The sequence below is a fragment of the Micromonospora sp. DT62 genome, assembly GCF_049847285.1.
In the GTDB taxonomy this organism is placed as follows: Bacteria; Actinomycetota; Actinomycetes; order Mycobacteriales; family Micromonosporaceae; genus Micromonospora; species Micromonospora reichwaldensis.
In genome coordinates this window covers 14,771-39,731 of sequence record NZ_JBNCOB010000003.1, presented here as the reverse complement: position 1 = coordinate 39,731, position 24,961 = coordinate 14,771, and the positions used below count along the sequence as shown (strand labels likewise).

Genomic DNA, 24,961 nt, shown 5'->3' with positions numbered 1-24,961 from the left:
CGACCCGAACTGCGCAACATTGGAGACGTGTCGGCGTGTCGGAGTCGACACGCTGGGTGAGGGGCGTGGTGTCTCTCGCGCCCGTGACCCTTCCAAGGAGGAAACGTGACCAGCTACCAGGCGACCCTGCCCGGAGCTTCCGGGCGTTGGGCGACACTCAACGGCGCGTACCATCGGGCGGCTCTGAACGCCTTTCTCGTGATCGTGCTGGCGCACTGGGCCGAGCACCTGGTGCAGGCGTACCAGATCTGGGGCCTGGGCTGGTCGCGGCCCGAGGCCCGCGGGGTGCTCGGCATGCCGTTCCCGTGGCTGGTCAGCTCGGAGTGGCTGCACTACGGCTACGCCATCGTGATGCTCGTCGGGCTGTGGATGCTGCGTCCCGGCTTCGTCGGGCGCAGCCGGAGCTGGTGGACCGCCGCCCTGGCGATCCAGTTCTGGCACCACATCGAGCACCTGCTGCTGCTGTTGCAGGCGCAGACCGGCCGGCACCTGTTCGACAGCCCCGTGCCCACCAGCCTGCTCCAGGTCGTGATCCCCCGCGTCGAGCTGCACCTGTTCTACAACACGGTCGTCTTCGTGCCGATGGTGATCGCGATGTACCTGCACCTGCGGCCCTCCCCGGCGGAGGCGGAGCTGATGTCGTGCAGCTGCCGGCAGCCCGAGGTCGCGGCCCAGCCGTCATGACCACCGTGGACGGTTCCCGTCCGCCCGCACCGCCCACGTCCGTCGGGGCGGTGCAGCGGGCGGCCATCGCCGTCGCGGTCGGCATCGTGCTGTCGATCGTGGCGCTGCTGGCCTTCGGCACTCCGGCCGAGAGCCGGAGGTTCATGCTGAACCCGGGCGACGGGTCGGTCGTCGGGGTGGCGCCCGCCGAGGTGACGCTCACGCTCGGCGGCGCCGAGTCGGCCGAGAACGTGCACCTGGCCGTCACCGGACCCACCGGGGCGGTCGTCTCGATCGGGAAACCGGCCGTCCGCGACGGCCGCCTGGCCGTGCGGGTACGCGACGCCGGGCCGGGCGCCTACCGCGTGGCCTACCGGGCCCTGTTGCCCGACGGTCGGCAGGTCGCCGGCCTGGCCGGCTTCACGGTGACCCCCGGCGCCGTCCCGGCCGGGCCCGTCGCCGCGCCGATCGGGGACGAGGCCGCGAACGCCGGCCACGAACACGCCCGGATCGACGGCATCAACGGCGTGCTCCTCCTGCTCGATTTGGGCCTCGTCGCGGTGGCCCTGCTGCTGATGTTCCTCCGTCCGCAGCGGGGAAGGGGGCCCGTCACCGGCCCGTGACCCGCCCGCCGGGCGGCCCCCGCCCGTGGCGGTGGATGAGCGCACAGCAGAAGACGCGGCCCCGGCCGGCGCGGCGTGACGATGAAGTCACCCGCCGGCCGGGGCCGGCGTCGTCGTAACGACAGGGGGATCTGCCATGCCGACGGTACTGGGCTCCATGCGTCGACTGCTGATGGCGCCGACGCTCGCGGAGGTGACCTTCGCGCGTCGGGGTTTCCCCGGCCCCGCCACGGAGGTCACCCGCCGGCTGGAGGCGGTTCCGCAGTCGGTCGTCTGCGGATTCGAGTGGGGCATCGACACCCGTGACCCGTGGGAGCTGGAGCGCCGGCTCGCGCTCGTCGACCGGGAACTGCTCGGCTTCGCCTACGAGGGCGCCACGATGGCCTGCACCATCCTCGACGTGATGGGGCCCCGGCGCGGCACCCGCACCCGGGACCTGCTGCGCGGCCCCGGCGCGCCGCACCTCTTCCTCGCCTACATCGGCATCGGGTTCGCGATGGCACGCCTGCCGCGACCCCTGTGGCGGCACGTCGTGCCGGACCTCACCGGTTCCCCGTACCACCCGACGATGACCTGGCTGGCCGTGGACGGCTACGGGTTCGACCGCGCCTACTTCCACCTCGACCGGTGGGTGACCCGGCAGGAACGGCTCGCGACGTACCCCTGGCAGGGCCACGGGGACTACTTCCTCCGGGCCACGGACCAGGGCCTCGGCCGGGCGCTGTGGTTCATCCACGGCGCCCGCACCGCCGACGTGGCCGGGGCCGTGCGGGCCTTCGCCGCCGACCGGCACGGCGACCTGTGGAGCGGGGTGGGGCTCGCCGCCACCTTCGCCGGCGGCGCCGACGCCGAGGCGCTCGCCGCGCTGCGCGCCGACGCCGGCCCGTGCGCGCCGGACCTGGCCCAGGGCGCGGTCTTCGCCGCCAAGGCCCGCAGCCACGCCGGGCACGTGCCGGCGCACAGCGAGGCGGCGATGCACGCGCTCGGCGGCCGGTCCGTGGCCGCCGCCGCGGCGCTCGCCGACGACGTGGCGGTCCGCGCGGAGCCGGCCGGGCCGCTGCCCGCGTACGAGGTGTGGCGGCGCAACGTCCGCGCGCACTTCGAGCCGGCCGGCATCAATCACGGTCGCTGAGAATCGCCCGTGTCGTCCCGGACGGTCGCCGTGCCGCCGCATCCCGGCGATGCACGTGAATGTTCCGGATAGTTGCGACGAGTGCGCAAGGTTGAAGAAATCAATCCTTCCCGCGCTTGCCATCATCGAAATGGATGTCCATCCCCGGTAAACGGAAACACCGACCCTTTGGGGGAACGTGCCATGCAGAGCCTGCGTGATCTGCGGCGCAGAATCCTGACGCCAAATATCTCCGAGACGAAAATGGACGTGCGCGGATTCCACGTGAAGAACGAGGAATCGAAGGCGCTGCTCGAAACCGTCGGCGCCTCATTCCTCGCCGGTTACGGATACGCCGCCGAGGCGCCGACGACCGCGGCGGCCGAACGCCGCCTGGAAACGGTGCCGACGCGTTTTCGTGGTTTCGCGTACGAGGGCGCCGCGATGGGCTTCGCCGTCCGGGACGCGCTGCGGCCGGGCCGCCCCCGGCACGTGGCGGGTCTGCTCGCCGGCCGGGGCGACGCGCACGTCTACATGGCGTACGTCGGCGTGGGCTGGGCGATGGCCCGGGTGCCCCGGATCCGCTGGGGCCAGCTGTACGCCCCGGACCCGCTGCTGCGGTGGCTGGTGCTCGACGGCTACGGCTTCCACCAGGCGTACTTCCACACCGACCGGTACGTGTACGGGCAGTACCGCCACCCGCGGTTCCCGTGGCCGGCCGAGGGCCCGCGCGAGTACGCCGACCGGGTCATCGACCAGGGCATCGGGCGGGCCACCTGGTTCGTCGGCGGCACGGACGTGGACCGGGTGACGGAGATCTTCGCCGCGTTCCCCGCGCACCGGCGGGCCGACCTGTACGCCGGGGCGGGCCTGGCCGCCACCTACGCCGGGGGAGCCACCGAGGCGGACCTGCACCGGTTCCGCGACCGGGCCGGCGACTACCGGGTGGACCTCGCCCAGGGCAGCGCCTTCGCGGCCGGGGCCCGGGTGCGCGCCGGCCTGGTCGTCCCGCACAACGAGGTCGCCACGCAGGTGTTCTGCGGCATGTCCACCGCCGAGGCGTCGAAGGTGACCGACGTGACCCTGCCCCGCGGGCAGGACGGCGGCACGCCGGCCTACGAGCGGTGGCGCCAGGCCATCGCCGCCGAGTTCGAGGGGCGGTGCTGACCGTGGCGCCCCACCCCGCGGCCCGTCCCGCGCCCCGGCGGTCCACCACCGCACGCAACGAAGGAGAGACCTCGTGACAAGGATCGCTGTCGTGGGGATGGCGTGCCGCTACCCGGACGCCACGTCGCCCCGTGAACTGTGGGAGAACGCCCTCGCCGGGCGGCGGGCCTTCCGCCGGCTGCCCGAGGTGCGGATGAGTCTGGACGACTACTGGGATCCGGACCCGGCCACGCCCGACCGCTTCTACGCCCGCAACGCGGCGGTCATCGAGGGCTACGAGTTCGACCGCATCGCCTACAAGATCGCCGGCAGCACCTACCGCTCCACCGACCTCACCCACTGGCTCGCCCTCGACATGGCGGCCATGGCGCTGGCTGACGCCGGGTTCCCGATGGGGGAGGGACTGCCCCGCGAGCGCACCGGCGTGGTCGTCGGCAACACGCTGACCGGCGAGTTCTCCCGGGCCAACCAGCTGCGGCTGCGCTGGCCCTACGTGCGCCGCATGGTCGCCGCCGCGCTCAAGGAGCAGGACTGGGACGACGACCAGCTCACCACGTTCCTCGACGACTTCGAGGCGACCTTCAAGGGCCCGTTCCCGGAGGTCGACGAGGACACCCTCGCCGGTGGGCTGTCGAACACCATCGCCGGGCGCATCTGCAACCACTTCGACTTCAAGGGCGGCGGCTACACCGTCGACGGCGCCTGCTCCTCGTCGCTGCTCTCCGTCGCCACCGCGTGCAAGACCCTCTCCGACGGCGAGGTCGACGTGGCGGTCGCCGGCGGGGTCGACCTCTCCATCGACCCCTTCGAGATCATCGGCTTCGCCAAGACCGGCGCGCTGGCGCGCGGCGAGATGCGGGTCTACGACCGCGGCTCGAACGGCTTCTGGCCCGGCGAGGGCTGCGGCATGGTGGTCCTGATGCGCGAGGCCGAGGCCCGCCAGGCGGGGCACCGCATCTACGCCACCGTCGCGGGCTGGGGCATCTCCTCCGACGGCAAGGGCGGCATCACCCGGCCCGAGGTCGCCGGCTACCAGCTCGCCCTGCGCCGGGCGTACGACCGGGCCGGGTTCGGCATCGAGACCGTCGGGCTCTTCGAGGGGCACGGCACCGGCACGCAGGTGGGCGACGCCACCGAGCTCCAGGCCCTGTCGCTGGCCCGGCGTGCCGCCGACGAGGGCTCCCCGCAGGCCGCGATCAGCTCGATCAAGGGCATGATCGGGCACACCAAGGCGGCGGCCGGCGTCGCCGGCCTGATCAAGGCCGCGATGGCCGTCCACCACGAGGTCCTGCCGCCCACCATCGGCTGCGTCGACCCGCACGAGATCCTCACCGCCGAGCAGTCCGCGCTGCGGGCCCTGCGCAAGGCCGAGGCGTGGCCGCGCGACCTGCCGGTACGTGCCGGCGTGACGGCGATGGGCTTCGGCGGCATCAACACCCACATCGTGCTGGAGAACGGGCAGCCGCGTCGCTCGTCCCGGCTGGACAGCCGCTTCCGCAACCTCGCCGCCTCGATGCAGGACGTGGAGCTCCTGCTCGTCGACGGGGGCAGCCCGCAGGAGTTGCGCGAGCGGTTGCAGCGTCTCGTCGAGTTCGTGCCCACGGTGTCGTACGCCCAGCTGGGCGACCTCGCCGCCACCCTGCACCGGGAACTGCGCGACCTGCCGTACCGGGCGGGCGTGGTGGTCTCCTCGCCGGAGGACGGCGAGCGGCAGCTGCGCCGGATCTGCGACGCCCTCGACGCCGGCGAGGTACGCCTGTTCTCCTCCGACGGCCGCTGCTTCCTGGGCCACGTGAGCGGCCCGGGCCGCATCGGCTTCCTCTTCCCGGGGCAGGGGTCCGGCAAGGGCACCTCGGGTGGCGCGCTGCGCCGCCGCTTCGCCGACGTGGAGGAGGTGTACCAGCGGGCGGCGCTGCCGGGCAGCGGCGACATGGTCGCCACCGCGGTGGCCCAGCCGCGGATCGTCACCGGCTCGCTCGCCGGCCTGCGGGCGCTGTCGCTGCTCAACCTCGACGCGACGGTCGCCGTCGGGCACAGCCTCGGCGAGATCGCCGCCCTGCACTGGGCCGGCGTGCTCGACGAGGAGGCCCTGCTCCGGGTCGCCGGCGTGCGCGGCCGGACGATGGGGGAGCACAGCGCCTCCGGCACGATGGCCAACATCGGCGCCCCGCCCGAGCGGGTGGCCGGGCTGATCGCCGGCCTGTCCGTGGTGATCGCCGCGTACAACGGGCCGGAGCAGACCGTGATCGCCGGCTCGGAGGCCGCGGTGGAGGACGCCTGCGAGCGGGCCCGCTCCGCCGGCCTGCGGACCACGCGGCTGCCGGTGTCGCACGCGTTCCACTCCCCGCTGGTCGAGCCGGCCGCGGACGCCTTCCTCGGCGCGCTGGCGGGGGAGCGGTTCGGATCCGTCACCCGGCGGGTCGTCTCCACCGTCACCGGTGAACCGCTCGCCCACGACACCGACGTCTCCGCCCTCCTGCACCGCCAGATTACCGACCCGGTGCTGTTCAGCCAGGCCGTGGCCCTCGCCGCCAAGGAGGTCGACCTCTTCGTCGAGGTGGGCCCGGGGCAGGTGCTCTCCGGCCTCGCGGCGGCCAGCACCGACCTGCCGGCCGTGGCGCTCAACACCGACGACGAGTCGCTGGCGGGCCTGCTGCGGGTCGCGGCGGCCGCGTACGTCGTCGGCGCCGGCGGCGTGGAGGGCACCCTCTTCCACGACCGGCTGGTCCGGCCGCTCGAGGTGGGCCAGAACTTCCGCTTCTTCGCCAGCCCCTGCGAGTCCGCCCCGGTGGTGAGCCTGCCCAAGGGCGCCGGCGTCCGGGCGGCGGTCCCGTCGGCGGCGAACGGGCAGCGGCCGGAGTCGGAGCAGCCGGCCGGCGAGTCGAGCCTGCAACTGCTGCGCCGGCTGGCCGCCGAGCGGGCCGAGCTGCCGCTGGAGATGGTGCACGACGGCAGCCAGCTCCTCGACGACCTCCACCTCAGCTCGATCACCGTCGGCCAGCTGGTCAACCAGGCGGCGCAGCAGCTCGGCGTGCCGGCCGCGCAGACCCCCACCAACTTCGCGACGGCCACCGTCGGGCAGCTCGCCGAGGCCCTGGAGCAGCTCGCCCGGACCGGTCGGGACACCGACGTGGCCGGTCCGACCATCGTGCACGGCGTCGCCGACTGGTGCCGGGCCTGGTCGGTGGACCTCGACGAGGCGCCGGCCCCGGTCGCCGCCCGGGCCGAGGCGGATGGAGCCTGGCAGCTGTTCGCCCCCGCCGGCCACCCGCTCGCCGAGCCGCTGCGCGCGGCCCTGCAGACCGCCGGCCTCGGCGCGGGCGTGCTGGTGTGCCTGCCGGAGCCGTGTGCGGAGGCCGATCTCGAACTGGCCCTGCGCGGCGCGCAGGCGGCGACCGCCGCCGCCCCCGGCACCCGCTTCGTCCTCGTCCAGCAGGGACCGGGCGCGGCCGGGTTGGCCAAGACGCTACGGCTGGAGGCGCCGCAGCTGCGGACCACGATCGTGCACACCCCGCCGGTGCCGGAGGCCGTGGCCCGGGTGACGGCGGAGGTCGCCGCCACCGACGGGTTCGCCGAGGTCCGCTACGACGCCGCCGGGCGGCGCCGGGTGCCGACCCTGCGCGGGCTGCCGGTGCGGCCCGCCGAGACCCGGCAGCCGCTGGGCGTCGAGGACCTGCTGCTGGTCACCGGCGGCGGCAAGGGCATCACCGCGGAGTGCGCCCTGGCGATGGCCGTCGACAGCGGCGCCGGCCTCGCCGTGCTGGGCCGCTCCGATCCCGCCCAGGACGACGAGCTGGCCGCGAACCTCAAGCGGATGGCGGACGCCGGCGTACGGGTGCGCTACGCCCGGGCCGACGTCTCCGACCCGGAGCAGGTGCGGCAGGCCGTCGATGGGCTCGTCGCCGAGCTGGGACCCGTCACGGCGGTGCTGCACGGCGCGGGCCGCAACGAGCCGGCGGCGTTGACCGGCCTCACCATGGACGCGTTCCGCCGCACGTTCGCGCCGAAGGTCGACGGCCTGCGCGCCGTGCTCGACGCGGTCGACGCCGACCGGCTGCGCCTGCTCGTGACGTTCGGCAGCATCATCGGCCGGGCGGGCCTGCGCGGCGAGGCGCACTACGCCACGGCCAACGACTGGCTGGCGGAGCTGACCGTCGACTTCGGCCGGCGCCACCCGAACTGCCGCAGCCTCTGCCTGGAGTGGTCGGTCTGGTCCGGCGTCGGCATGGGCGAGCGGCTGTCCGTGGTCGAGGCGCTGACCCGCGACGGCATCACCCCGGTCACCCCCGACCAGGGCGTGCAGATGCTCCGGCGCCTGCTCGCCGACCCGCACGCACCGTCGGTGGTGGTGGTCAGCGGGCGTACGGAGGGCATCGACACGGTCCGGATGGACCGTCCGGAGCTGCCGCTGCTGCGGTTCGTGGACCGCCCGCTCGTGCGGTACCACGGCGTCGAGCTGGTCGCCGAGGCCGAGCTCAAGCCGGTCACCGACCTCTACCTGGACCACCACCGGCTGGACGGCAACCTGCTGTTCCCGGCGGTGTTCGGCATGGAGGCGATGGCCCAGGTCGCCGCCGCGGTGACCGGACGCGACGACACTCCGGTGGTCGAGCGGGCCGAGTTCCTGCGGCCCATCGTGGTGCCGCCGGAGGGCAGCACCACCATCCGGATCGCCACCCTCGTGGTCGACGACGACGTCGTGGACGCGGTCATCTACAGCGCGGAGACGGAGTTCAGCGCGGCGCACTTCCGGGCGCGGCTGCACTTCACCGGCACGCGACCGCCGGCGGGCCCGCCCGCGCAGGTGCCCGCCGGGCTGCCGGCGGTGCCGCTGGACCCCGCCACCGACCTGTACGGCGACATCCTGTTCCAGGGTGGCCGGTTCCAGCGGTTGCGCCGCTACCACCGGTCGGCCGCCCGGCACGTCGACGCCGACGTGGTCACGGCCCCGCAGACGCGCTGGTTCGCCGACTACCTGCCGGACGCCCTGCTGCTGGGCGACCCCGGCGTGCGAGACGCCCTCATGCACGGCAACCAGGTCTGCGTTCCCGACGCGACGCTGCTGCCGGCCGGGATCGAGCGGCTGCACCCGGCGGGGACCCGCCTGACCGGGGCGGAGGAGCTCCGCTACTGCGCCGAGGAGCGCAGCCGCGACGGCGACACCTACGTCTACGACATCGCGCTGCGCTCCGCCGACGGTGCGGTCGTCGAGCGGTGGGAGGGCCTGCGGCTGCGGGCGGTGCGCAAGAAGGACGGCCGTGGCCCGTGGGTGGCGCCGCTGCTCGGCTCGTACCTGGAGCGGGCGGTCGGCGACCTGGTCGGCGGCGACGTCGCCGTCGCGGTGGAGCCGACCCCGACGGAGCAGGGCGGGCGCGGCGAGTCGTCCGGGCAGGGCACGCCGGACGAGACCCGTCGGCGGCGGGCCCGGACCGCGTTGGCCGCCGGCCGGGCCGCGGGCGGGCCGGTCGAGGTCGCGTACCGGCCGGACGGTCGCCCCGAGCTGGCCGACGGACGGTCCCTCTCCGCCGCGCACGCCGAGGACCTGACGCTGTGCGTGGTCGGGACCGGTCCGCTGGCCTGCGACGTCGAGGCGGTACGCGCCCGGGAGGAGTCGGTCTGGCAGGGGCTGCTCGGCGCGCACGTCGACCTCGCCCGGCTCTGCTCCGCCGACGGCGGGGAGTCCCTGGACGCGGCGGCCACGCGGGTGTGGGCGGCGATCGAGTGCCTGCGCAAGGCGGGGCTCTCGCACCGGGCGCCGCTGGCCGCGGTGCCCTCGGACCGGGCCGGCTGGCTGGTCTTCGCCTCCGGCGACCTGCGGATCGCCACGCTCGTCACGACCGTGCGGGACCTGCCCCAGCCGATGGCGTTCGCGATCCTCACGGAAGGACGGGCCTAGGCGATGGACAAGTACTTCGAGTACCTGCACACGGTGGGCTTCGAGGAGACCAACCTCGTCGGCAACGTGTACTACGTCAACTATCTGCGCTGGCAGGGGCGCTGCCGGGAGATGTTCCTGAAGGAACGGGCGCCGGACGTGCTGGCGGACGTACGCGACGACCTGAAGCTGTTCACTCTCCGGGTCGACTGCGAGTTCTTCGCCGAGATCACCGCGTTCGACGAACTGTCCATCCGGATGCGCCTGGTGGAACTGGCACAGACCCAGCTGGAGTTCAGCTTCGACTACGTCAAGCTCGACCGGGACGGCGGCGAGACGCTGGTGGCCCGGGGCCGGCAGCGCATCGCCTGTATGCGCGGCCCGAACACCCGCACCGCGCCGGCGAGGGTGCCGGAGGCACTGGTGACGGCGCTCGCGCCGTACACCTCGGCGCGGCGCACCTGACGGCGCGAGGAGGAGACGTCGTGGACGTACAGCGAACACTCACCGTCGGGACGCCCGACGTGACGGCACTGCGGCGGGCGTACGGCGCATTCGCGACCGGCGTCACGGTGGTGACCGTCGGCGGTGCCACCCCGCACGGGATGACCGCCAACTCGTTCACCTCGGTGTCGCTCGACCCGCCGTTGGTGCTGGTGTGCGTCGACCGGAACGCGGTGATGCACGCCTGTCTCTCCGAGACCCGGGAGTTCGCGGTCTCGGTGCTGACCGACGACCAGGAGAAGGTGGCCCGGTACTTCGCCGACGGGCGGCGACCGCTCGGCGGCGAGCAGTTCGACCAGGTGGACTGGCGGCCGGGCGCGACGACGGGGGCGCCGCTGATCAGCGGCGCCCTCGCCCACTTCGAGTGCGAGGTGTGGCGTTCCTACGACGGCGGTGACCACACCATCTTCCTCGGCCGGCTGCTCTCCCTGGAGCGCCGGGCGGACGGGGAGGCCCTGCTCTTCCTCTCCGGACGGTTCCGCCAGGTCGAGCGGGAGCGGAGGGAGGCAGCATGACGACGATCGAGGGAGCCGCCCGGCGCACGCCGCCGGGCCCGCCCCGCTCCGCCGGCCTGCACATGCTGGTCCTGATGGGCCGGGACCGGCTGCGCATGATGACCCTGGCCGCGGAGCGGTACGGCGACGCCGCCCGACTGCCGGTCGGCCCCAAGCAGCTCTACTTCTTCAACCACCCCGACCACGCCAAGCACGTGCTGTCCGACAACAGCGCCAACTACCAGAAGGGCATCGGCCTGGTGCACGCCCGCCGGGCGCTCGGCGACGGCCTGCTCACCAGCGAGGGTGAGCTGTGGCGCAAGCAGCGCAAGGTGATCCAGCCGGCGTTCCAGAAGGGACGGCTCGCCCAGTACGCGGGGGTGATCGGCGAGGAGGCCGCGCTGCTGGTCGAGCGGCTGGCGGCGCGGGCCGGCGGCCCTCCGGTGGACGTGCTGGAGGAGATGACCACGCTGACCCTCGGGGTGCTCGGGCGGACCCTGCTCGACGCCGAGCTGAGCGGCTTCCACGGCGTCGGCGGGTCGTTCGCCGCCGTGCAGGACCAGGCGATGTTCGAGCTGGAGACGCTCAGTGCGGTGCCACCATGGATCCCGCTGCCCCGGCAGCTGCGCTTCCGGCGCGCCCGCCGCCACCTCCAGCAGGTCGTCGACGAACTCGTCGCCGGCCGGGGCCGGGACGTGGACGGTCGCGACGACGTGCTCTCCCGCCTGATCATCTCGACCCGGCTGGAGAAGGACCCGCGGGTGGCCCGGCAGCGGCTGCGCGACGAGCTGGTCACGCTGCTGCTGGCCGGGCACGAGACGACCGCCAGCACGCTGGGCTGGAGCCTGCACCTGCTCGACCGGCATCCGGAGATCCGGCAGCGGGTCCGCGAGGAGGCTGTGACGGTGCTGGGCGACCGGCTGCCCGGGTACGAGGACCTGCACCGGCTGCGGTTCACGGCGATGGTGGTGGAGGAGGCCATCCGGCTCTATCCGCCGGTCTGGCTCCTGCCCCGCAAGGCCCAGCAGGCCGACGAGATCGGCGGGTACCACGTGCCGGCGGGGGCGGACATCCTCATCTCCCCGTACACCCTGCATCGGCATCCCCGGTTCTGGGACGAGCCGGATAGGTTCGACCCCGACCGCTTCGACCCGTCGCGCAGCACGGAGCGCCCCCGGTACGCGTACATCCCGTTCGGCGCCGGCCCACGGTTCTGCGTGGGCAACAACCTGGGCATGATGGAGGCCACCCTCGTCCTGGCCATGCTGCTGCGGGACGTGCGCCTGGCCGGGGTGCCGGGCCGTCCGGTGGTGCCCGAGCCGATGCTGTCGCTGCGGGTGCGCGGCGGGCTGCCGATGACGGTGCACAAGGTCGACTGATTGCCGCGCAGCGGTCCCGCGGGCGCCACGGCGTCCGCGGGACCGCCGCGTGTCCGCCCGGGCGTCGCACCGCCCCGGCCGCCGGCTCCGCTCCGGCGTGACGCGGGGACGTGGACGCGGGGCGTGACGCGAGCGCCGGCGTGACGCGGGGGACGGCGCGAACGGGGCGTGACGCGATCGGGGGCGTGACGCGGGGGAGCGGCGTGCACGGGGGCGTGACGCGGGGGGAGTGACGCGGGGGCGGCGTGCACGGGTGCGGCCCGGTGGCGTGCACGGGGCGGTCCGTTGGCCGACATGGCGGCACCCCGGCCGCCGACGCCGTTGCGGGCGCCGGCGGCCGGGGTGCCTCGTGGCCGACCGCGGGTGGACGCGGCGGTGCGGAGCGCCGCCCGAGGGGTACGCGGTGCTCCCCCGGTGGGCGGGTCAGGCCGCGTACACCTCGGCCCGGTTCTCGCTCTGGGCCTGGCGTTCGCTCGCCGCCTTCCGGCTGTCGAGCAGGGCCAGGAGCACCGGTGGGTCTATCTTGGACACCTCCTTGAGATGGGCGTCCGCGGTCAGGGTCTGCCGGCCGCGGACGACCAGCGGACCCACCGCGGACACCATCATGGTGTCCTGCTGAAGCCGGAGCACGTCGCCGGAGACGGAGTGGCACAGCAGGTACCAGGTGCCGTCGGGCACGTTCACGAAGCGGTAGACGCCCGGCGACTCCAGGATGGCGCAGCGTGCCGGCGGACCCTCGGGGATGCGGTGCTGGAACAGGCCCATGAAGATGAGCCCCGGCACCGGCCCGCGGGCGGGGGCGGTGACCCGCCCGGTGATGGTGCCCTGTGTCTGGCCCGACGGGCGTTGGGTGGGGATGCGCGGAGTGAAGCCGCCCATCCGCCGGTACGTGGTGGGTGGCAGGCCGACGCTCTTGGTGAACCTGGTGCTGAACGTGCCGACGCTGTTGTAGCCCACCCGGAGGCTGATGTCCGTGACGTTGAGCCTGGTCGTGGTGAGCAGCCGCTTGGCCTCCTGCAGGCGGATCGCGGACAGGAATCGCCCGGGCGAGATGCCGGTGACCCGCTGGAAGATCCGCGTGAAGTGGAACTTGCTGAACATGGCTGCGCGTGCCATGTCGTCCACCGTCAACTGCTCCGATAAATTGCTGCGCATCGTGTCGATCGCTCGTTCCACTGCCTGCTCTGCGCTGTCGTGCATTTGTCTCCCCCGGATTGCGGACAATCCCAATGTGTGGATGTGGCGAATTGGGCCGAGTCATTTGGGAGCATCGACCGCCACTATTCCCCGCTAACCGCAGTCGATGCTAGCCGAGGCCGGACGGCCGGTCAACACGTTCTGCGTTCGGAGAGTAGCGCGGAGTGACGAGGGGGGGCTTATCAATTCTTGCCCAGAATTGGCACGTGCCACTGTACGTTCCGGATGAAGATCGCTAAGATTGCGCTTCGTATTGTGGAACTCGCCAGTATCCGCGCCGCCTTCTATCAATCCTTAGCGTAATTTTTCGGACATCGGCGGCGCGTTCCGATGCGTGGCGATCAAGTGGCCCGCGCCCCCGCCGTCGGCGTGTCCGATCCGTCGTGGATGGGCATCGATCAATGGCTAGCGATCGATCTCTATGGCAAGATTGCCCAAACGTTCGCCAGGGCGGAGGACGCGTGCGTATCTCGGAGCTCAGTCGACAGAGTGGCGTGTCGGTCCCGACGATCAAGTTCTATCTGCGTGAGGGATTGCTTCCGGCGGGCCTGCCCACCGGTCGCAACCAGGCGGACTACAGCGAGCGGCACCTGCGCCGGATCCGACTGATCCGGACCCTGAGCGGGATCGCCGGGCTCGACCTCTCCTCGGTCCGGGAGATCCTGGCGGCCATCGACGACGACGAGGTCGGCCTGCGCGACGCGTACCAGGTGCTCGACCGCGCCCTCTACCTCGACGGGTCGGAGACGCTGGGTAGGGCCGCCGTGGACTGCGCACGCACGGAGGTGGCCGAGTTCGCCGACTCGCTTGGCTGGTCCCGCGAGACCAGTGCCTCCGGCGGCGAGGTGCTGGCACAGGTGCTGGCCGGGCTGCGCAGCCTCGGCTGCGAGGCCGACGCCCCCTTCTTCCTCGCCTACGCCCGCGCCGCCGAGCAACTCGTCGTCGCGGAACTCGACCTGCTCGCTGGCGATGGCGGGACCGAGAAGGGTCCCGCGATCGTGCGCAGCGTCCTGTTCGGGGTCGCCCTGTCCGCCCTGCGCCGCATGGCGCACGAGCACCACGCCGCGCTGCGATTCCCACTAAATACGGTTGAGTGCGGTCCTCGAACGGGCGAGATGCCGGATCCAACCGGCCGGTAACGTGCGCGCCCCCCTCGGCCACTGAGCAACTTTTGAGAAGAACTCAAGCCGTGCTCCCGCGACCATAAGTGGGCCGGCGGCGACTTTCGCGGCCGGTTCACCAGGCATCGTGAAGGGACCGCACGCCATGCCTCGATCGGCTGAGAATGGGCAGCGCCGGCCACGTACGCCGTAGCGCTCCACGTGAGTGAATGCCCCGTTCCTGCGGCAATGAACTGCCGATGGATGACAGCGATAAAATTGTCGCCGGGACAATTCACTCCATTTCTTGGTCGGTGACACTGCCCGTCGCCAGACCCGGCCGCACGGCGAGATCAGCCGCTGCACGGCACGGGTGGTGGCCCAATCTGGAGGGGAACCCCTTGCCATCCCAACCCGTCGGCGCCATCCGCCGAATCATTCCCGCTGTCTTCGTGTTGGTCCTCGTGGCCGCGTTCTTCGCCGTCGCCCGGCTGCCCAGCGCGTCGGCCGAGGAGCGTCAGACGCTGGCGTCGCGGTTCGGCTTCACCGAGCTGCCGATCGCGCTGCCGCCCGGCCTTCCCGCGCGCTCCGTGCGGCCGGTCAACCCCGAGTACGAGCACATCCGCGCCTGGGTGTCGTCGGTCGGCGCCGCCGTCGCGGCCAACGACCTCGACGGCGACATGATCGCCAACGACCTCTGCCTGGTCGACACCCGCAGCGACAGCGTCATCGTCACGCCGTCGCCCGACGGGCCCGCCCGGTACGCGCCCTTCGTGCTGGACCCCGCGCCCCTGCCCACCCACAAGTCGATGGCGCCGATGGGCTGCGTGCCCGGCGACTTCAACGGCGACGGCCGCACCGACCTGCTCGCCTACTACTGGGGTCGCACGCCGGTGCTGTTCCTGCACCGCGCCTCCGCCGCGGGACCGCTGGCCCTGGGGACCTTCCACCCCACCGAACTGATCGGCCAGCCGTCCTCCTCCAGCGGCGAGTACCAGGGCAAGTTCTGGAACACCAACGCGGTCGCGGTCGCGGACTTCGACGGCGACGGCCGGCCGGACATCGGCGTCTTCAACTACTTCCCCGACAGCCAGGTGCTCGACCCGGTCGGCCAGCCGAACGTCGAGATGAACCACTCGCTGTCCCGGGCGCAGAACGCCGGCGGGGCGCACGTGCTGCGCTGGACCGCCGCCACCAGCGGCGACAAACCGACCGCGACGTACGTCGAGCAGTCCGCCATCCCGCCGCAGTACGCGACCGGCTGGACCCTCGGCGCCGGTTCCGCCGACCTCGACGGCGACCTGCTGCCCGAGCTGTACCTCGCCAACGACTTCGGACGGGACCGCTTCTTCCACAACGTCTCCACGCCGGGGCAGATCCGCTTCGCGATGGCGGAGGGCCGCCGCGGCGCGCTCACCCCGAAGTCCATGGTGGTCGGCCACGACTCGTTCAAGGGCATGTCCATCGAGTTCGGCGACCTCGGCGGCAGCGGCAAGTTCGACATGTTCGTCAGCAACATCACCACCTCCTGGGGCCTGGAGGAGAGCAACTTCGTCTGGCGCAACAACTCGTCGAGCCTGGCCGACGCCCGCAAGCGGTTGAGCGAGGGCAAGGCCGTTTTCGACAACAAGGCCGCCGAACTCAACATGGCCTGGGTCGGCTGGGGCTGGGACGCCAAGATCGCGGACTTCGACAACAGCGGCGAGATGTCGGTGGTCCAGACCGCCGGGTTCGTCAAGGGCAAGATCAATCGCTGGTCCTGGTTGCAGGAACTGGCCATGAGCAACGACCTCATGCTCCGCAACCCCGCCATGTGGCCCAAGGCCGAGCCGGGCGACGACATCGCCGGCTCCGAGCCGTTCGCGTTCTGGGTACGGGAGAAGAACGGGCGCTACGCGAACATCAGCGCCGAACTCGGCATGACCGACAGCACCCCGAGCCGTGGCGTGGCCGTCGCCGACACCAACGGCGACGGGGGCCAGGACTTCGCGGTGGCCCGCCAGTGGGGCGCCCCGTCCTACTACCGCAACGACAAGCCCGGTAGCGGCAACTTCCTCGGCCTGCGCCTGTGCCGCCCCGGTGAGGACGGCCGCGGCACGCCCGCGTACGGGGCCCAGGTCCGGGTGAAGACCGCGGACGGTCGTACCCGCGTCGCCCAGCTCGACGGCGGCAGCGGCCACTCGGGCAAGCGCAGCTTCGACGTCTTCTTCGGCCTCGGTGACGCCGGCGCCAAGCCGGTCTCGGCGGAGATCGCCTGGCGCGACCTGAACGGTGGCGTGCACAAGCAGACCCTCGACCTCGCCGCGGGCTGGCACACGATCATGCTCACGGACAAAGCCCAGGAGATGAACGCCAAATGACCGACGTCCGAGACAGCGCCCGCACCGACACCGACGTGAGGGGGGTGGGGGGCACCGCGGTCGCCGACGCCCCGGTCGGCCCGGCGTCGACCGTCACCTTCGACCGCAACGCGTCGGTGGCGGCCACGCCCGGAGCCCCCCCGAGGGTCGACCGGCGGGACCCCCGCTACCTGGCCCTGCGCAACTTCGCCCTCTCCATGAGCATCTTCAACATCCTCGGCTACACGGTGCTCGGCTTCGAGCAGCCCTGGACCTGGCCGCTGCTCGCCCTGGCGGTCGGTTACGCCACCGAGATCGTGGTCGAGCTGGTCACCGCCCGCGCAAACAAGCGCCCCGCCGCCTTCACCGGCAACGGCGCCTGGGGGATGTACACGTTCCTGCTGCCCACCCACATCACCGCGCTCGCCGCGAACATGCTGCTCTACGCCAACGACAACTTCTGGCCGATCGCCTTCGCGGTGGTCGTCGCCATCGGCCAGAAGGCGATCTTCCTGGCGCCGATCAAGGGCCGCATGCGGCACTTCATGAACCCGTCCAACTTCGGCATCACGGTGACCCTGGTGGCCTTCTCCTGGGTCAACATCGCCCCGCCGTACCACTTCACCGAGGACGTCCCGGACATGATCCGGATCCTCGTGCCGCTGGTCATCCTGACGGCCGGCACGGTGCTCAACGGGGTGCTGACCAAGAAGATCCCGCTGGTCGTGGGCTGGGTGGGCGGCTTCGTCATCCAGGCGCTCGTGCGGCACTTCATCTGGGACGTCGCGCTCTGGGCGGCCCTGCTGCCGATCACCGGCGTCGCGTTCGTGCTCTTCACCAACTACATGATCACCGACCCGGGCACGACGCCCACCTCGGGACGGGCCCAGTTCATGTTCGGCGCGAGCGTCGCCGGCGTGTACGGCGTGCTGATCACCTTCAACATCGTCTACACGCTCTTCTTCGCCGTGACGATCGTCTGTCTCGCCCGGGGCCTGCTTTGGTGGGGCATCTGGCTGCGTGACCGCTCACGGCGTGCGAACACGCCGGAGGTGCGGCCCGCCGTCACCTGACGCACGGGCGGTCCGTCGTCGGCGCGGCCCCGGGTGGGCGCGCCGGCGACGGACCTCGTGTGACCGACCCGCACCACGGACGAGAGCGAGGCGATCAACGTGCATCCCACCCCGCAGGCCCCGACGCGACGCGCGACGGCGGAGCCCGTACCCTCGCCGGCCGGCCGCCGACGGACGGCGGTGATCAGCGCCGCGGCGGGCGTGCTGCTCGCCGTGCTCTGGTCGTTCGAGCTGGTGGACTCGGTGATCGGCGACACCGTCGCCGACACCCTGCTGGGCCACGACGCGAAGGGCACCGCCATCACCGGCACCGCGGCGGGGCTGCTGTTCGCCTTCGTGTCCGGCTTCGCCGGTACCTTCACCGCCTGCAACATCGCGATGGCGGCCTCGGTCGGCCCGATGAGCCAGGCCGGCGCGGCCGGGCACCGCCACGGCGTACGGTCGCTGCTGCGGCCCGTCGCCTGGTTGACGGTCGGCATGCTGGCGGTGTCGGCGACCTACGGCGCGCTCGGGGTGCTCCTCGGCGAACGGCTGCCGCAGCTGTCCACCGACACCGTGGGCGGGATGCCCGTACGCCTGATCCAGTCGTCGGTGGTCTTCGGCCTGATCGGCCTCGCGCTGACCTACCTCGGGCTGGCGGCCCTCGGCCTGCTGCCCGACGTCTTCGCGCGCCGGCCGGTGGCGCGGGTGGTCGTCATGGGCGCCCTGGTCGGGGGGTTCCTGGTCGGCCGGCCGTACCCGCTGTTCAACAAGCTGTTCCACTGGGCGGTCGACACCGGCAACCCGGGGTACGGCGCGCTCGCCTTCGCCCTCCAGTCGCTGGGCAACGTGCTGATCGTCGCGGCGCTCTTCGCGGTCCTGATCCTGGTCAGCCGGGGTCGGTTCCTCGCCTGGATGGCGTCGCCGCGGCGTGCCGCGACCGTGACCGGCGCGCTGCTGGTCGCGCTGGGCGTCTTCACCGTCGTGTACTGGGACCTGCGCGTGCCCGCGATCTTCGGGGTGGGCTGGTTCCCGACGATGCCGTACAACTGAGCAGCGCGACGACCGACGGCGCCCCCGGTCCGGGATGGACCGAGGGGCGCCGTCGGCCCGGTCAACGGGCGTTGTCGGGCACCGCCCCCGGGGCGACCGCGGGGCTGCCGGTGCCGGCCGTGGCCCGGGCGCGCCCGGCGGTGGCCGCCATCCAGCCGGTGGTGATCAGCAGCAGGGCCGCGATGTAGGTGGTCATCACGGCCAGGCCGTGGCCGGGGATCCGGGAGCCGGCGGCGTCCATCCCGATCAGCAGGTCGGAGACCAGGAACAGCCCACCGCCCAGGGCCACCCGCCGGGAGACGCCGGCCGCGGCGGCGGCCATCAGGCTGAGCGCGAGGCTGTAGCCGAGCACCGGCAGCCGCAGCGGGCCGAGGGAGTTCCACAGCACCAGGTTGGCCGCCACCCAGCAGGCGAGGTAGGCGGCGACCGCGACGACCGGCGGGCGCCGGTGGCGCAGGAAGGCGGTCAGGAAGGCCACCTGGGTGCCGAGGAAGCACCCCATGCCGACGAGGAACGCCGTGTCACCGGAGACCAGCAGCGCGATGTCGCCGCCGGTCGCGAAGACCAGCCCGACGGCCACGGGGTCGACGCGTCGGCGTACCCGCAGCAGGTGGACCAGCAGCACCGGCGCGAGCAGGGGCTTCGCCAGCCACTGCAGGAGGGTCGAGTCGGTCGCCACGCCGATCAGCTCGACGGCGGCCACCACGCCGAACAGCCAGAGAAGGCTCATCGGGCCACCGCCGGCTGCGCCTGCGGGGTGGGCTGCCAGCCCGGCCGGCCGAACACGTGGCCGAGGCGGTGCCGCCAGGACGAGGCGGCCCGGGCGTCGGCCCAGATCGCCCGGTACTCGTGCGTCGCCACCCGCAGCGGGTTGTACGTGCCGACGTTCTTGGTCAGGCCGTAGCGGACGGTGGCCCGCTCGGGCTCGAAGGTGCCGAACAGCCGGTCCCAGACGATCAAAATGCCCCCGTAGTTGCGGTCGAGGTACTCGGCGTTGGCGCCGTGGTGGACCCGGTGGTGCGAGGGCGTGTTGAAGAACCACTCGACGGGCCGGGGCAGCCGGCCGACCCGCTCGGTGTGCAGGAAGAACTGGTACAGCAGGCTGACCGACTGCTGGAGGAAGATCATCCACGGCGGGATGCCGAGCAGCGCCAGACCCAGCCAGAACGGTACGGACGTCATCGGGGTCCAGCTCTGCCGCAGGGCGGTGGAGAGGTTGAAGAAGACGCTGGAGTGGTGCACCACGTGCCCGGCCCAGAGCAGCCGCACCTCGTGGTGGGAGCGGTGGAACCAGTAGTAGGCGAGGTCGTCGGCGAAGAACAGCAGCACCCACGTCCAGACGCTGGTGGGGGAGAGCTGGATCGGCGTGACGGTGTACGCGGCGGCGTAGAGGCCGATCGTCGCCAGCTTCCACGGCACGCCGATGACCTGACTGCCGGCGCCCATGGTCAGGCTGGTGGCGGTGTCGCGCAGCTCGTACCCGCGTTCGCCGTCGTCGGGGGCGAACCGGTAGGAGAGCGCCTCGACGACGATGAGGAGCAGGAACGCCGGTACGGCGTAGAGCACGGCGGGGATCATGCCCGGGCTTCCCTTCTCGGTGCTGCGGCGGGGGTGGTGAGGGGGGCGGTGAGCAGGGCCCGTGCCTCGCGGGCGGCGTCGGCGGGCCGGCCGGTGACGACGGCGTCGGCGAGCCGGCGGTGGCCCGCGACGTCGAGCAGTTCCGCGGCGCGCCGCTGCGGCGGCACCTCGCCGACGGCGAGCGCGCCGGCCACCAGGCTGTTGAAGGCCAGCAGGTAGGCGGTGTTGCCGGAGCCGGCGACGATGTGCCGCCAGAGCACGATGGTGGCCTCGCCCATCCCGGCCAGGTCCGGCGCCAGGCCCGCGTACTCCTCGACGGCCCGCAGGATCGCGGCCCGGGCCGCCGGGTCGCCACGCTCGGCGCAGAGCCGGGCCGCGTCGACGCCGATGCAGGCCCGCATCTCCAGCATGTCGCGGACCAGGGTGTCCACCGGGAGGGTGTCGTGGAAGCGGGTGAGCGACAGGGCGAGGTCGAGCCCGGCGTGCACCCGCCAGTCCAGCACCCGGGTGGCGCCGCCCTGGCTGACCCGCACCAGGCCGAGCTGCTGCAACCGGCGCAGGGCCTCCCGCACGGCGTGCCGGTTGACCCCGAAGGTGGCGGCCAGCTCCCGCTCGCCGGGCAGCGCCTCGTCGGGGCGGTAGACGCCGCTGACGATCGCGTCGCGGATCTGGCCGAAGACGTGGTCGGAGACCGAGGAGCGGGGGACGGGAGCGAACGCCATGCCGAGGAGTGTGGCGCAGCGCACATCAACCCGTCAACTGGTTGGACCACTCCAGCCGGCACTTGCTATGCAACGAGTTGCATAGCAGGATGGCGGGCATGGCGCTCGAACACGCGATCCTGGTCTCCCTGCTCGAACGGCCGGGCTCCGGCTACGAGCTGGCCCGGCGTTTCGAGCGCTCCATCGGCCGCTTCTGGACGGCCACCCACCAGCAGATCTACCGGGTGCTCAAGCGGATGGAGGCCGACGGCTGGGTCACCGCCGAGGAGATCGGCCAGGAGGGTCGCCCCGACAAGCGGTCCTTCACGGTGGCGCCGGCCGGCCGGGCCGCGCTGGTGGACTGGCTGCGCGCGCCCGTCCAACCCGAGGCGGTCCGGCACGAACTGGCCGTCAAGATCCGCGGGGCCGCCTTCGACGACGCCGCCGGCCGCGCCGCGCTCGTCGCCGAGGTCGAGCGCTACCGCGCCACCCACGAGGAGACGCTCGCCCGCTACCTGGCCGGCGAGCTGCGGGACTTCCCCGACCCCGCCGCGCCCGACGCCGCAGCGGCGCTCCAGCACGTCGTGCTGCGCGGCGGCATCGCGTACGAGCGGATGGTGCTCGCCTGGCTCGACGACGTGCTGGCCACCCTGCGCACCCTGGACGACTGACCCACCCCACCGAAGGGAGTCCCGTCATGGCGGACTCGCTCCTGCTCGACCCGCACAGCTACGACCCCACCCACCTCGACGACACCACCCGCCGGCTGCTGCGGGCCACCGTCGACTGGTTCGAGGGCCGGGGCAAGAAGGCGCTGCTCGACTCCTACGACCGGCACGAGTGGTACGCCGACTTCCTGGACTTCGCCGCGAAGGAAGGGCTGTTCGCCGCGTTCTGCACGCCGGCCGCCGACGGGGGAGGGGACCCGGCGAGGCGCTGGGACACCGCGCGCAACGCCGCGCTCAGCGAGATCCTCGGCTTCTACGGCCTCGGCTACTGGTACACCTGGCAGGTCACGGTGCTCGGCCTCGGCCCGGTCTGGCAGAGCGACAACGCCGCCGCGCGGGCCCGCGCCGCCGGGCTGCTCGCCGACGGCCACGTGATGGCGTTCGGCCTCTCCGAGCGCGCCCACGGCGCGGACATCTACTCCACCGACATGGTCCTCACCCCCGACGGCGACGGCGGGTTCCGCGCCACCGGCGCCAAGTACTACATCGGCAACGGCAACGTCGCCGGACTGGTCTCCGTCTTCGGCCGCCGCGCCGACGTCGAGGGACCGGACGGCTACGTCTTCTTCGCCGCCGACAGCCGCCACCCCGACTACCACCTGGTCCGCAACGTGGTGAACGCACAGATGTACGTCAGCGAGTTCCGCCTCCAGGACTACCCGGTGCGCCCCGAGGACGTGCTGCACACCGGGCGGGCCGCGTTCGACGCCGCGCTGAACACCGTCAACGTGGGCAAGTTCAACCTCTGCACCGCCTCGATCGGCATCTGCGAGCACGCCATGTACGAGGCCGTGACCCACGCCCACAACCGGGTCCTCTACGGCCGGCGGGTCACCGACTTCCCCCACGTGCGGCGCGAGCTGACCGACGCGTACGCGCGCCTGGTCGCGATGAAGCTGTTCAGCGACCGCGCCGTCGACTACTTCCGCTCGGCGGGCCCGGACGACCGCCGCTACCTGCTGTTCAACCCGATGACCAAGATGAAGGTCACCACCGAGGGCGAGCGGGTCGTCGACCTGCTCTGGGACGTCATCGCCGCCAAGGGCTTCGAGGCGGACACCTACTTCGACAAGGCCGCCAAGGACATCCGCGGGCTGCCCAAGCTCGAGGGAACGGTGCACGTCAACCTCACACTGATCATGAAGTTCATGGCCAACTACCTGTTCCACCCGGCCGACCACCCGCCGGTGCCGACCCGGCACGACGCCGCCGACGACGAGTTCCTCTTCCGGCAGGGCCCGGCCCGGGGCCTCGGCACGATCCGGTTCCACGACTGGCGCGCCGCCTACGACGCCCACGCCGAGGTGCCCAACGTCGCCCGCTTCCGCGAGCAGGCCGACGGCCTCTGCGCGCTGCTGGCCGCCCACGCCCCGAGCGAGGAGCAGCAGCGCGACCTCGACTTCCTGCTCGCCCTCGGCCAGCTCTTCGCGCTGATCGTCTACGGCCACCTGATCCTGGAACAGGCCGAGCTGACCGGCCTGGACGGCGACGTGCTCGACGAGATCTTCGACGTCCTGGTCCGCGACTTCTCCGCGTACGCCATCGACCTGCACGGCCGGGCAGCGACCACCGGGGAGCAGGCCGCCTGGGCGCTGGCGCACGTCCGCCGGCCCGTGGCGGACCCGGGGCGCACGGCGCGGATGTGGGCGCGGGTGGCGGCGCTCAGCGGCGCGTACGAGATGCGTCCCTGACGCTGCGGGCCGTGGCGGCCGACCGCCGGCTGCCCGGGTGCGGGACGGTCGGCCGCCGCCGGGTCGGCCGGCTGCCATCACCCGGCACCGGGGTCAGCCGGCCGCCACCACCCGGCACCGGGGTCAGCCGGCCGCCATCACCCGGCACCGGGGTCAGCCGGCCGCCATCACCTGGTTCGCCGGCTGCGGCACCGGCGCGTCGGCCGGGGCCCGCCCGCCGTCGCCGGGGGCGGTCGCCCCTGGGTCGTCGCTGCCCGCCGGGGTCGCGTCGTCGGCGGGGCGCACCGCCACCGGTGCCGGCCGGTCCGGCCTCGGCCGGGCCGCGACCTGCGGGTACTCGGCGGTCTCCGCGCCGCCCGTTGCGGCCGCCATGACCGCCGCCGCGGCCAGGTCGGCCACCCGCTTCGCCTCCCGCTTCACCCGGGCGCGGACCTCCTTGGCGTGCTGCTCGGCGGAGTCCGCGGCCCGGCGCGCCTCGTCGAGGCGGCGCAGCTCGTCGGTCAGCTCCTGCCGGGTCTCGGCGAGGCGCTGCTGCACCTCGGCGAACTCCCGCTCGACGCCCGCGCTCTCCTGTCGCGCCTGGGCCAGCTGCTGCTGCGCGGCGTCCAGCTCGGACTGCATCCGCGCCAGCGCCTCCCGCCGGTCCCGGATGCCCTGCTGCGTCGCGGCGAGCTGCTGCTGGTGGGTCGCGGCCTGCTCGTCCACGTGATGGCGGACCTTGGCCGCGTACTGCTGGGCCTCCGCGATCATCGTCGCGATCTCCTGCTCGGCCGCCGTACGCTGGGCGCCGAGCTCCCGCTCGGCGGACGCGAGCTGCTCGGAGATCTCCTGCTCGGCGGTGGCCCGCCGCTCGTTGATCTCCCGCTCCACCCCGGCCTGCCACTGGCCCAGCTCCTGCTGGGTCTTCGCGCGCGCCGCCTGCACCTCCTGCTGGATCTGGGTGCGGGCCGAGGCCAGGAACGCCTCGGACTCGACGCGGGCCTGCTCGACCTGCTGGGCGGTCTGCTCGTCGATCCGCTTCGCCTCCTGCACCGCGCGGTCGTGGGCCGTCTCGCCCGTCGCCCGCAGCCGTTCCGCCGCCTCCCGGATCCTGGCCAGCTCGGCCTGGGCGTTGGCGCGGCGTTCCTCGTGTTCCCGGTCGTGCTCGTCGCGCCGCGCGGCCGCCTCCTCCGTCAGCTCCCGCAGCGTCGCGGTGGCCTGCTCGCGGGCCTCGGTGAGCACCCGCTCCGCCTCGGCCTCGAGTTCGACGGCCCGCTGCCCGGCGGCGTCGGTGATGGCCCCGGCCTGCTTCTCGGCCAGGGCCAGGATCTGGTCGACCATCGGACCGAGGTCGCGGAAGGACGCCCGCTCCGGCGGCGCCGGCCGGTCCCGCAGCTCGGTAGCCTCCGCCCGCAGCCGGTGCACCTCGACGGTCAGCTCCCGCAGCTGGGCCGAGGCCCGGTTCCGCTCCGCGGCCAGCGCCGACCGTTCGCCGTCGACCTGCTCGACGTAGCGGTCCACCTGCCGCTTGTCGTAGCCGCGCAGCGCGAGGTCGAAGCTCGGCCGCGAGGCCGCGTCCTCGCGTGCCGCGAACGGGTCGTCGCCGTGGGACATGCATCCTCCTCCGTACGATCGCGGGCGCCGCGCCGGCGGGAGAGCCGCCCCACGGGCCGTGCTGAGGCGCCACGCTACCGTCGCGGCCGTACGCCCCCGCGAAAAGGGTGACC

At 73.0% G+C, this 24,961-nt stretch carries 18 protein-coding genes and 1 pseudogene; 14 read left to right on the top strand and 5 right to left on the bottom strand.

Features of this window, described 5'->3' with window-relative positions; all coding sequences use genetic code 11:
* Positions 1-105 precede the first annotated feature (105 nt).
* From ACPXCB_RS06130 to ACPXCB_RS06095, 8 genes are all read left to right on the top strand, one after another.
* Positions 106-684 carry a hypothetical protein gene (locus tag ACPXCB_RS06130; RefSeq protein ID WP_425872969.1) on the top strand — a complete coding sequence of 193 codons (579 nt, stop codon included), beginning with the start codon at positions 106-108 and terminating at the stop codon, positions 682-684.
* 5 nt (positions 685-689) lie between these two features.
* Entirely contained in the window at positions 690-1,286 is a 597-nt protein-coding gene (locus tag ACPXCB_RS06125) for a copper resistance CopC family protein (protein ID WP_425872967.1), read from the top strand.
* Positions 1,287-1,422: 136 nt separating this feature from the next.
* The gene (locus ACPXCB_RS06120) at positions 1,423-2,418 is read left to right on the top strand and encodes a DUF1702 family protein (RefSeq protein ID WP_425872965.1); all 996 of its coding nucleotides are present in this window, start codon (positions 1,423-1,425) and stop codon (positions 2,416-2,418) included.
* 183 nt (positions 2,419-2,601) lie between these two features.
* Entirely contained in the window at positions 2,602-3,564 is a 963-nt protein-coding gene (locus ACPXCB_RS06115; RefSeq protein ID WP_425872963.1) for a DUF1702 family protein, read from the top strand.
* Between the two features lie 73 nt (positions 3,565-3,637).
* On the top strand, positions 3,638-9,460 hold the full coding sequence (locus tag ACPXCB_RS06110; RefSeq protein WP_425872961.1) for a type I polyketide synthase: 5,823 nt from the start codon (positions 3,638-3,640) through the stop codon (positions 9,458-9,460).
* 3 nt (positions 9,461-9,463) lie between these two features.
* Positions 9,464-9,904, top strand: coding sequence for an acyl-CoA thioesterase (locus ACPXCB_RS06105; protein ID WP_132238187.1), 441 nt, complete (start codon positions 9,464-9,466; stop codon positions 9,902-9,904).
* A 20-nt stretch (positions 9,905-9,924) separates the two neighbouring features.
* Positions 9,925-10,458, top strand: a complete 534-nt coding sequence (locus tag ACPXCB_RS06100) for a flavin reductase family protein (protein WP_425872959.1) — start codon at positions 9,925-9,927, stop codon at positions 10,456-10,458.
* A complete protein-coding gene (locus ACPXCB_RS06095) occupies positions 10,455-11,816 on the top strand; it encodes a cytochrome P450 (RefSeq protein ID WP_311413363.1) in 1,362 nt (453 codons plus the stop codon). The genes ACPXCB_RS06100 and ACPXCB_RS06095 overlap by 4 nt, the downstream gene beginning before the upstream one ends.
* Positions 11,817-12,239: 423 nt before the next feature.
* Here the strand turns inward: ACPXCB_RS06095 and ACPXCB_RS06090 are convergent, their stop codons facing one another.
* A complete protein-coding gene (locus tag ACPXCB_RS06090; protein ID WP_425872957.1) occupies positions 12,240-13,016 on the bottom strand; it encodes a helix-turn-helix domain-containing protein in 777 nt (258 codons plus the stop codon).
* A gap of 458 nt (positions 13,017-13,474) precedes the next feature.
* On the opposite strand from ACPXCB_RS06090, the gene ACPXCB_RS06085 reads away from it, so the two are divergent.
* The 4 genes from ACPXCB_RS06085 (at position 13,475) to ACPXCB_RS06070 (ending at position 18,557) form a co-directional block, all read left to right on the top strand.
* Positions 13,475-14,152, top strand: a complete 678-nt coding sequence (locus ACPXCB_RS06085; protein WP_425872955.1) for a MerR family transcriptional regulator — start codon at positions 13,475-13,477, stop codon at positions 14,150-14,152.
* A 413-nt stretch (positions 14,153-14,565) separates the two neighbouring features.
* Positions 14,566-16,473, top strand: coding sequence for a CRTAC1 family protein (locus tag ACPXCB_RS06080; protein WP_425872953.1), 1,908 nt, complete (start codon positions 14,566-14,568; stop codon positions 16,471-16,473).
* Positions 16,470-17,525, top strand: a complete 1,056-nt coding sequence (locus ACPXCB_RS06075; protein ID WP_425872951.1) for an enediyne biosynthesis protein — start codon at positions 16,470-16,472, stop codon at positions 17,523-17,525. Before ACPXCB_RS06080 ends, ACPXCB_RS06075 begins: the two co-directional genes overlap by 4 nt.
* A gap of 99 nt (positions 17,526-17,624) precedes the next feature.
* On the top strand, positions 17,625-18,557 hold the full coding sequence (locus ACPXCB_RS06070) for a hypothetical protein (protein ID WP_425872949.1): 933 nt from the start codon (positions 17,625-17,627) through the stop codon (positions 18,555-18,557).
* 61 nt (positions 18,558-18,618) lie between these two features.
* Here the strand turns inward: ACPXCB_RS06070 and ACPXCB_RS06065 are convergent, their stop codons facing one another.
* The 3 genes from ACPXCB_RS06065 to ACPXCB_RS06055 are packed head-to-tail and all read right to left on the bottom strand — an operon-like array spanning position 18,619 to position 20,857.
* A complete protein-coding gene (locus tag ACPXCB_RS06065; RefSeq protein ID WP_425872947.1) occupies positions 18,619-19,287 on the bottom strand; it encodes a lysoplasmalogenase in 669 nt (222 codons plus the stop codon).
* A complete protein-coding gene (locus ACPXCB_RS06060; protein WP_358122088.1) occupies positions 19,284-20,135 on the bottom strand; it encodes a sterol desaturase family protein in 852 nt (283 codons plus the stop codon). Before ACPXCB_RS06060 ends, ACPXCB_RS06065 begins: the two co-directional genes overlap by 4 nt.
* A complete protein-coding gene (locus ACPXCB_RS06055) occupies positions 20,132-20,857 on the bottom strand; it encodes a FadR/GntR family transcriptional regulator (protein ID WP_425872945.1) in 726 nt (241 codons plus the stop codon). Before ACPXCB_RS06055 ends, ACPXCB_RS06060 begins: the two co-directional genes overlap by 4 nt.
* 98 nt (positions 20,858-20,955) lie before the next feature.
* Between ACPXCB_RS06055 and ACPXCB_RS06050 the strand changes: the two genes are divergently transcribed.
* Both ACPXCB_RS06050 and ACPXCB_RS06045 read left to right on the top strand, forming a co-directional pair.
* Entirely contained in the window at positions 20,956-21,507 is a 552-nt protein-coding gene (locus ACPXCB_RS06050) for a PadR family transcriptional regulator (RefSeq protein ID WP_425872943.1), read from the top strand.
* Between the two features lie 26 nt (positions 21,508-21,533).
* Positions 21,534-23,255, top strand: a complete 1,722-nt coding sequence (locus ACPXCB_RS06045) for an acyl-CoA dehydrogenase family protein (protein WP_425872941.1) — start codon at positions 21,534-21,536, stop codon at positions 23,253-23,255.
* A gap of 139 nt (positions 23,256-23,394) precedes the next feature.
* Here the strand turns inward: ACPXCB_RS06045 and ACPXCB_RS06040 are convergent.
* Positions 23,395-24,848: pseudogene (locus ACPXCB_RS06040) on the bottom strand (hypothetical protein); the annotation flags it as partial.
* Between the last annotated feature and the right edge of the window lie 113 nt (positions 24,849-24,961).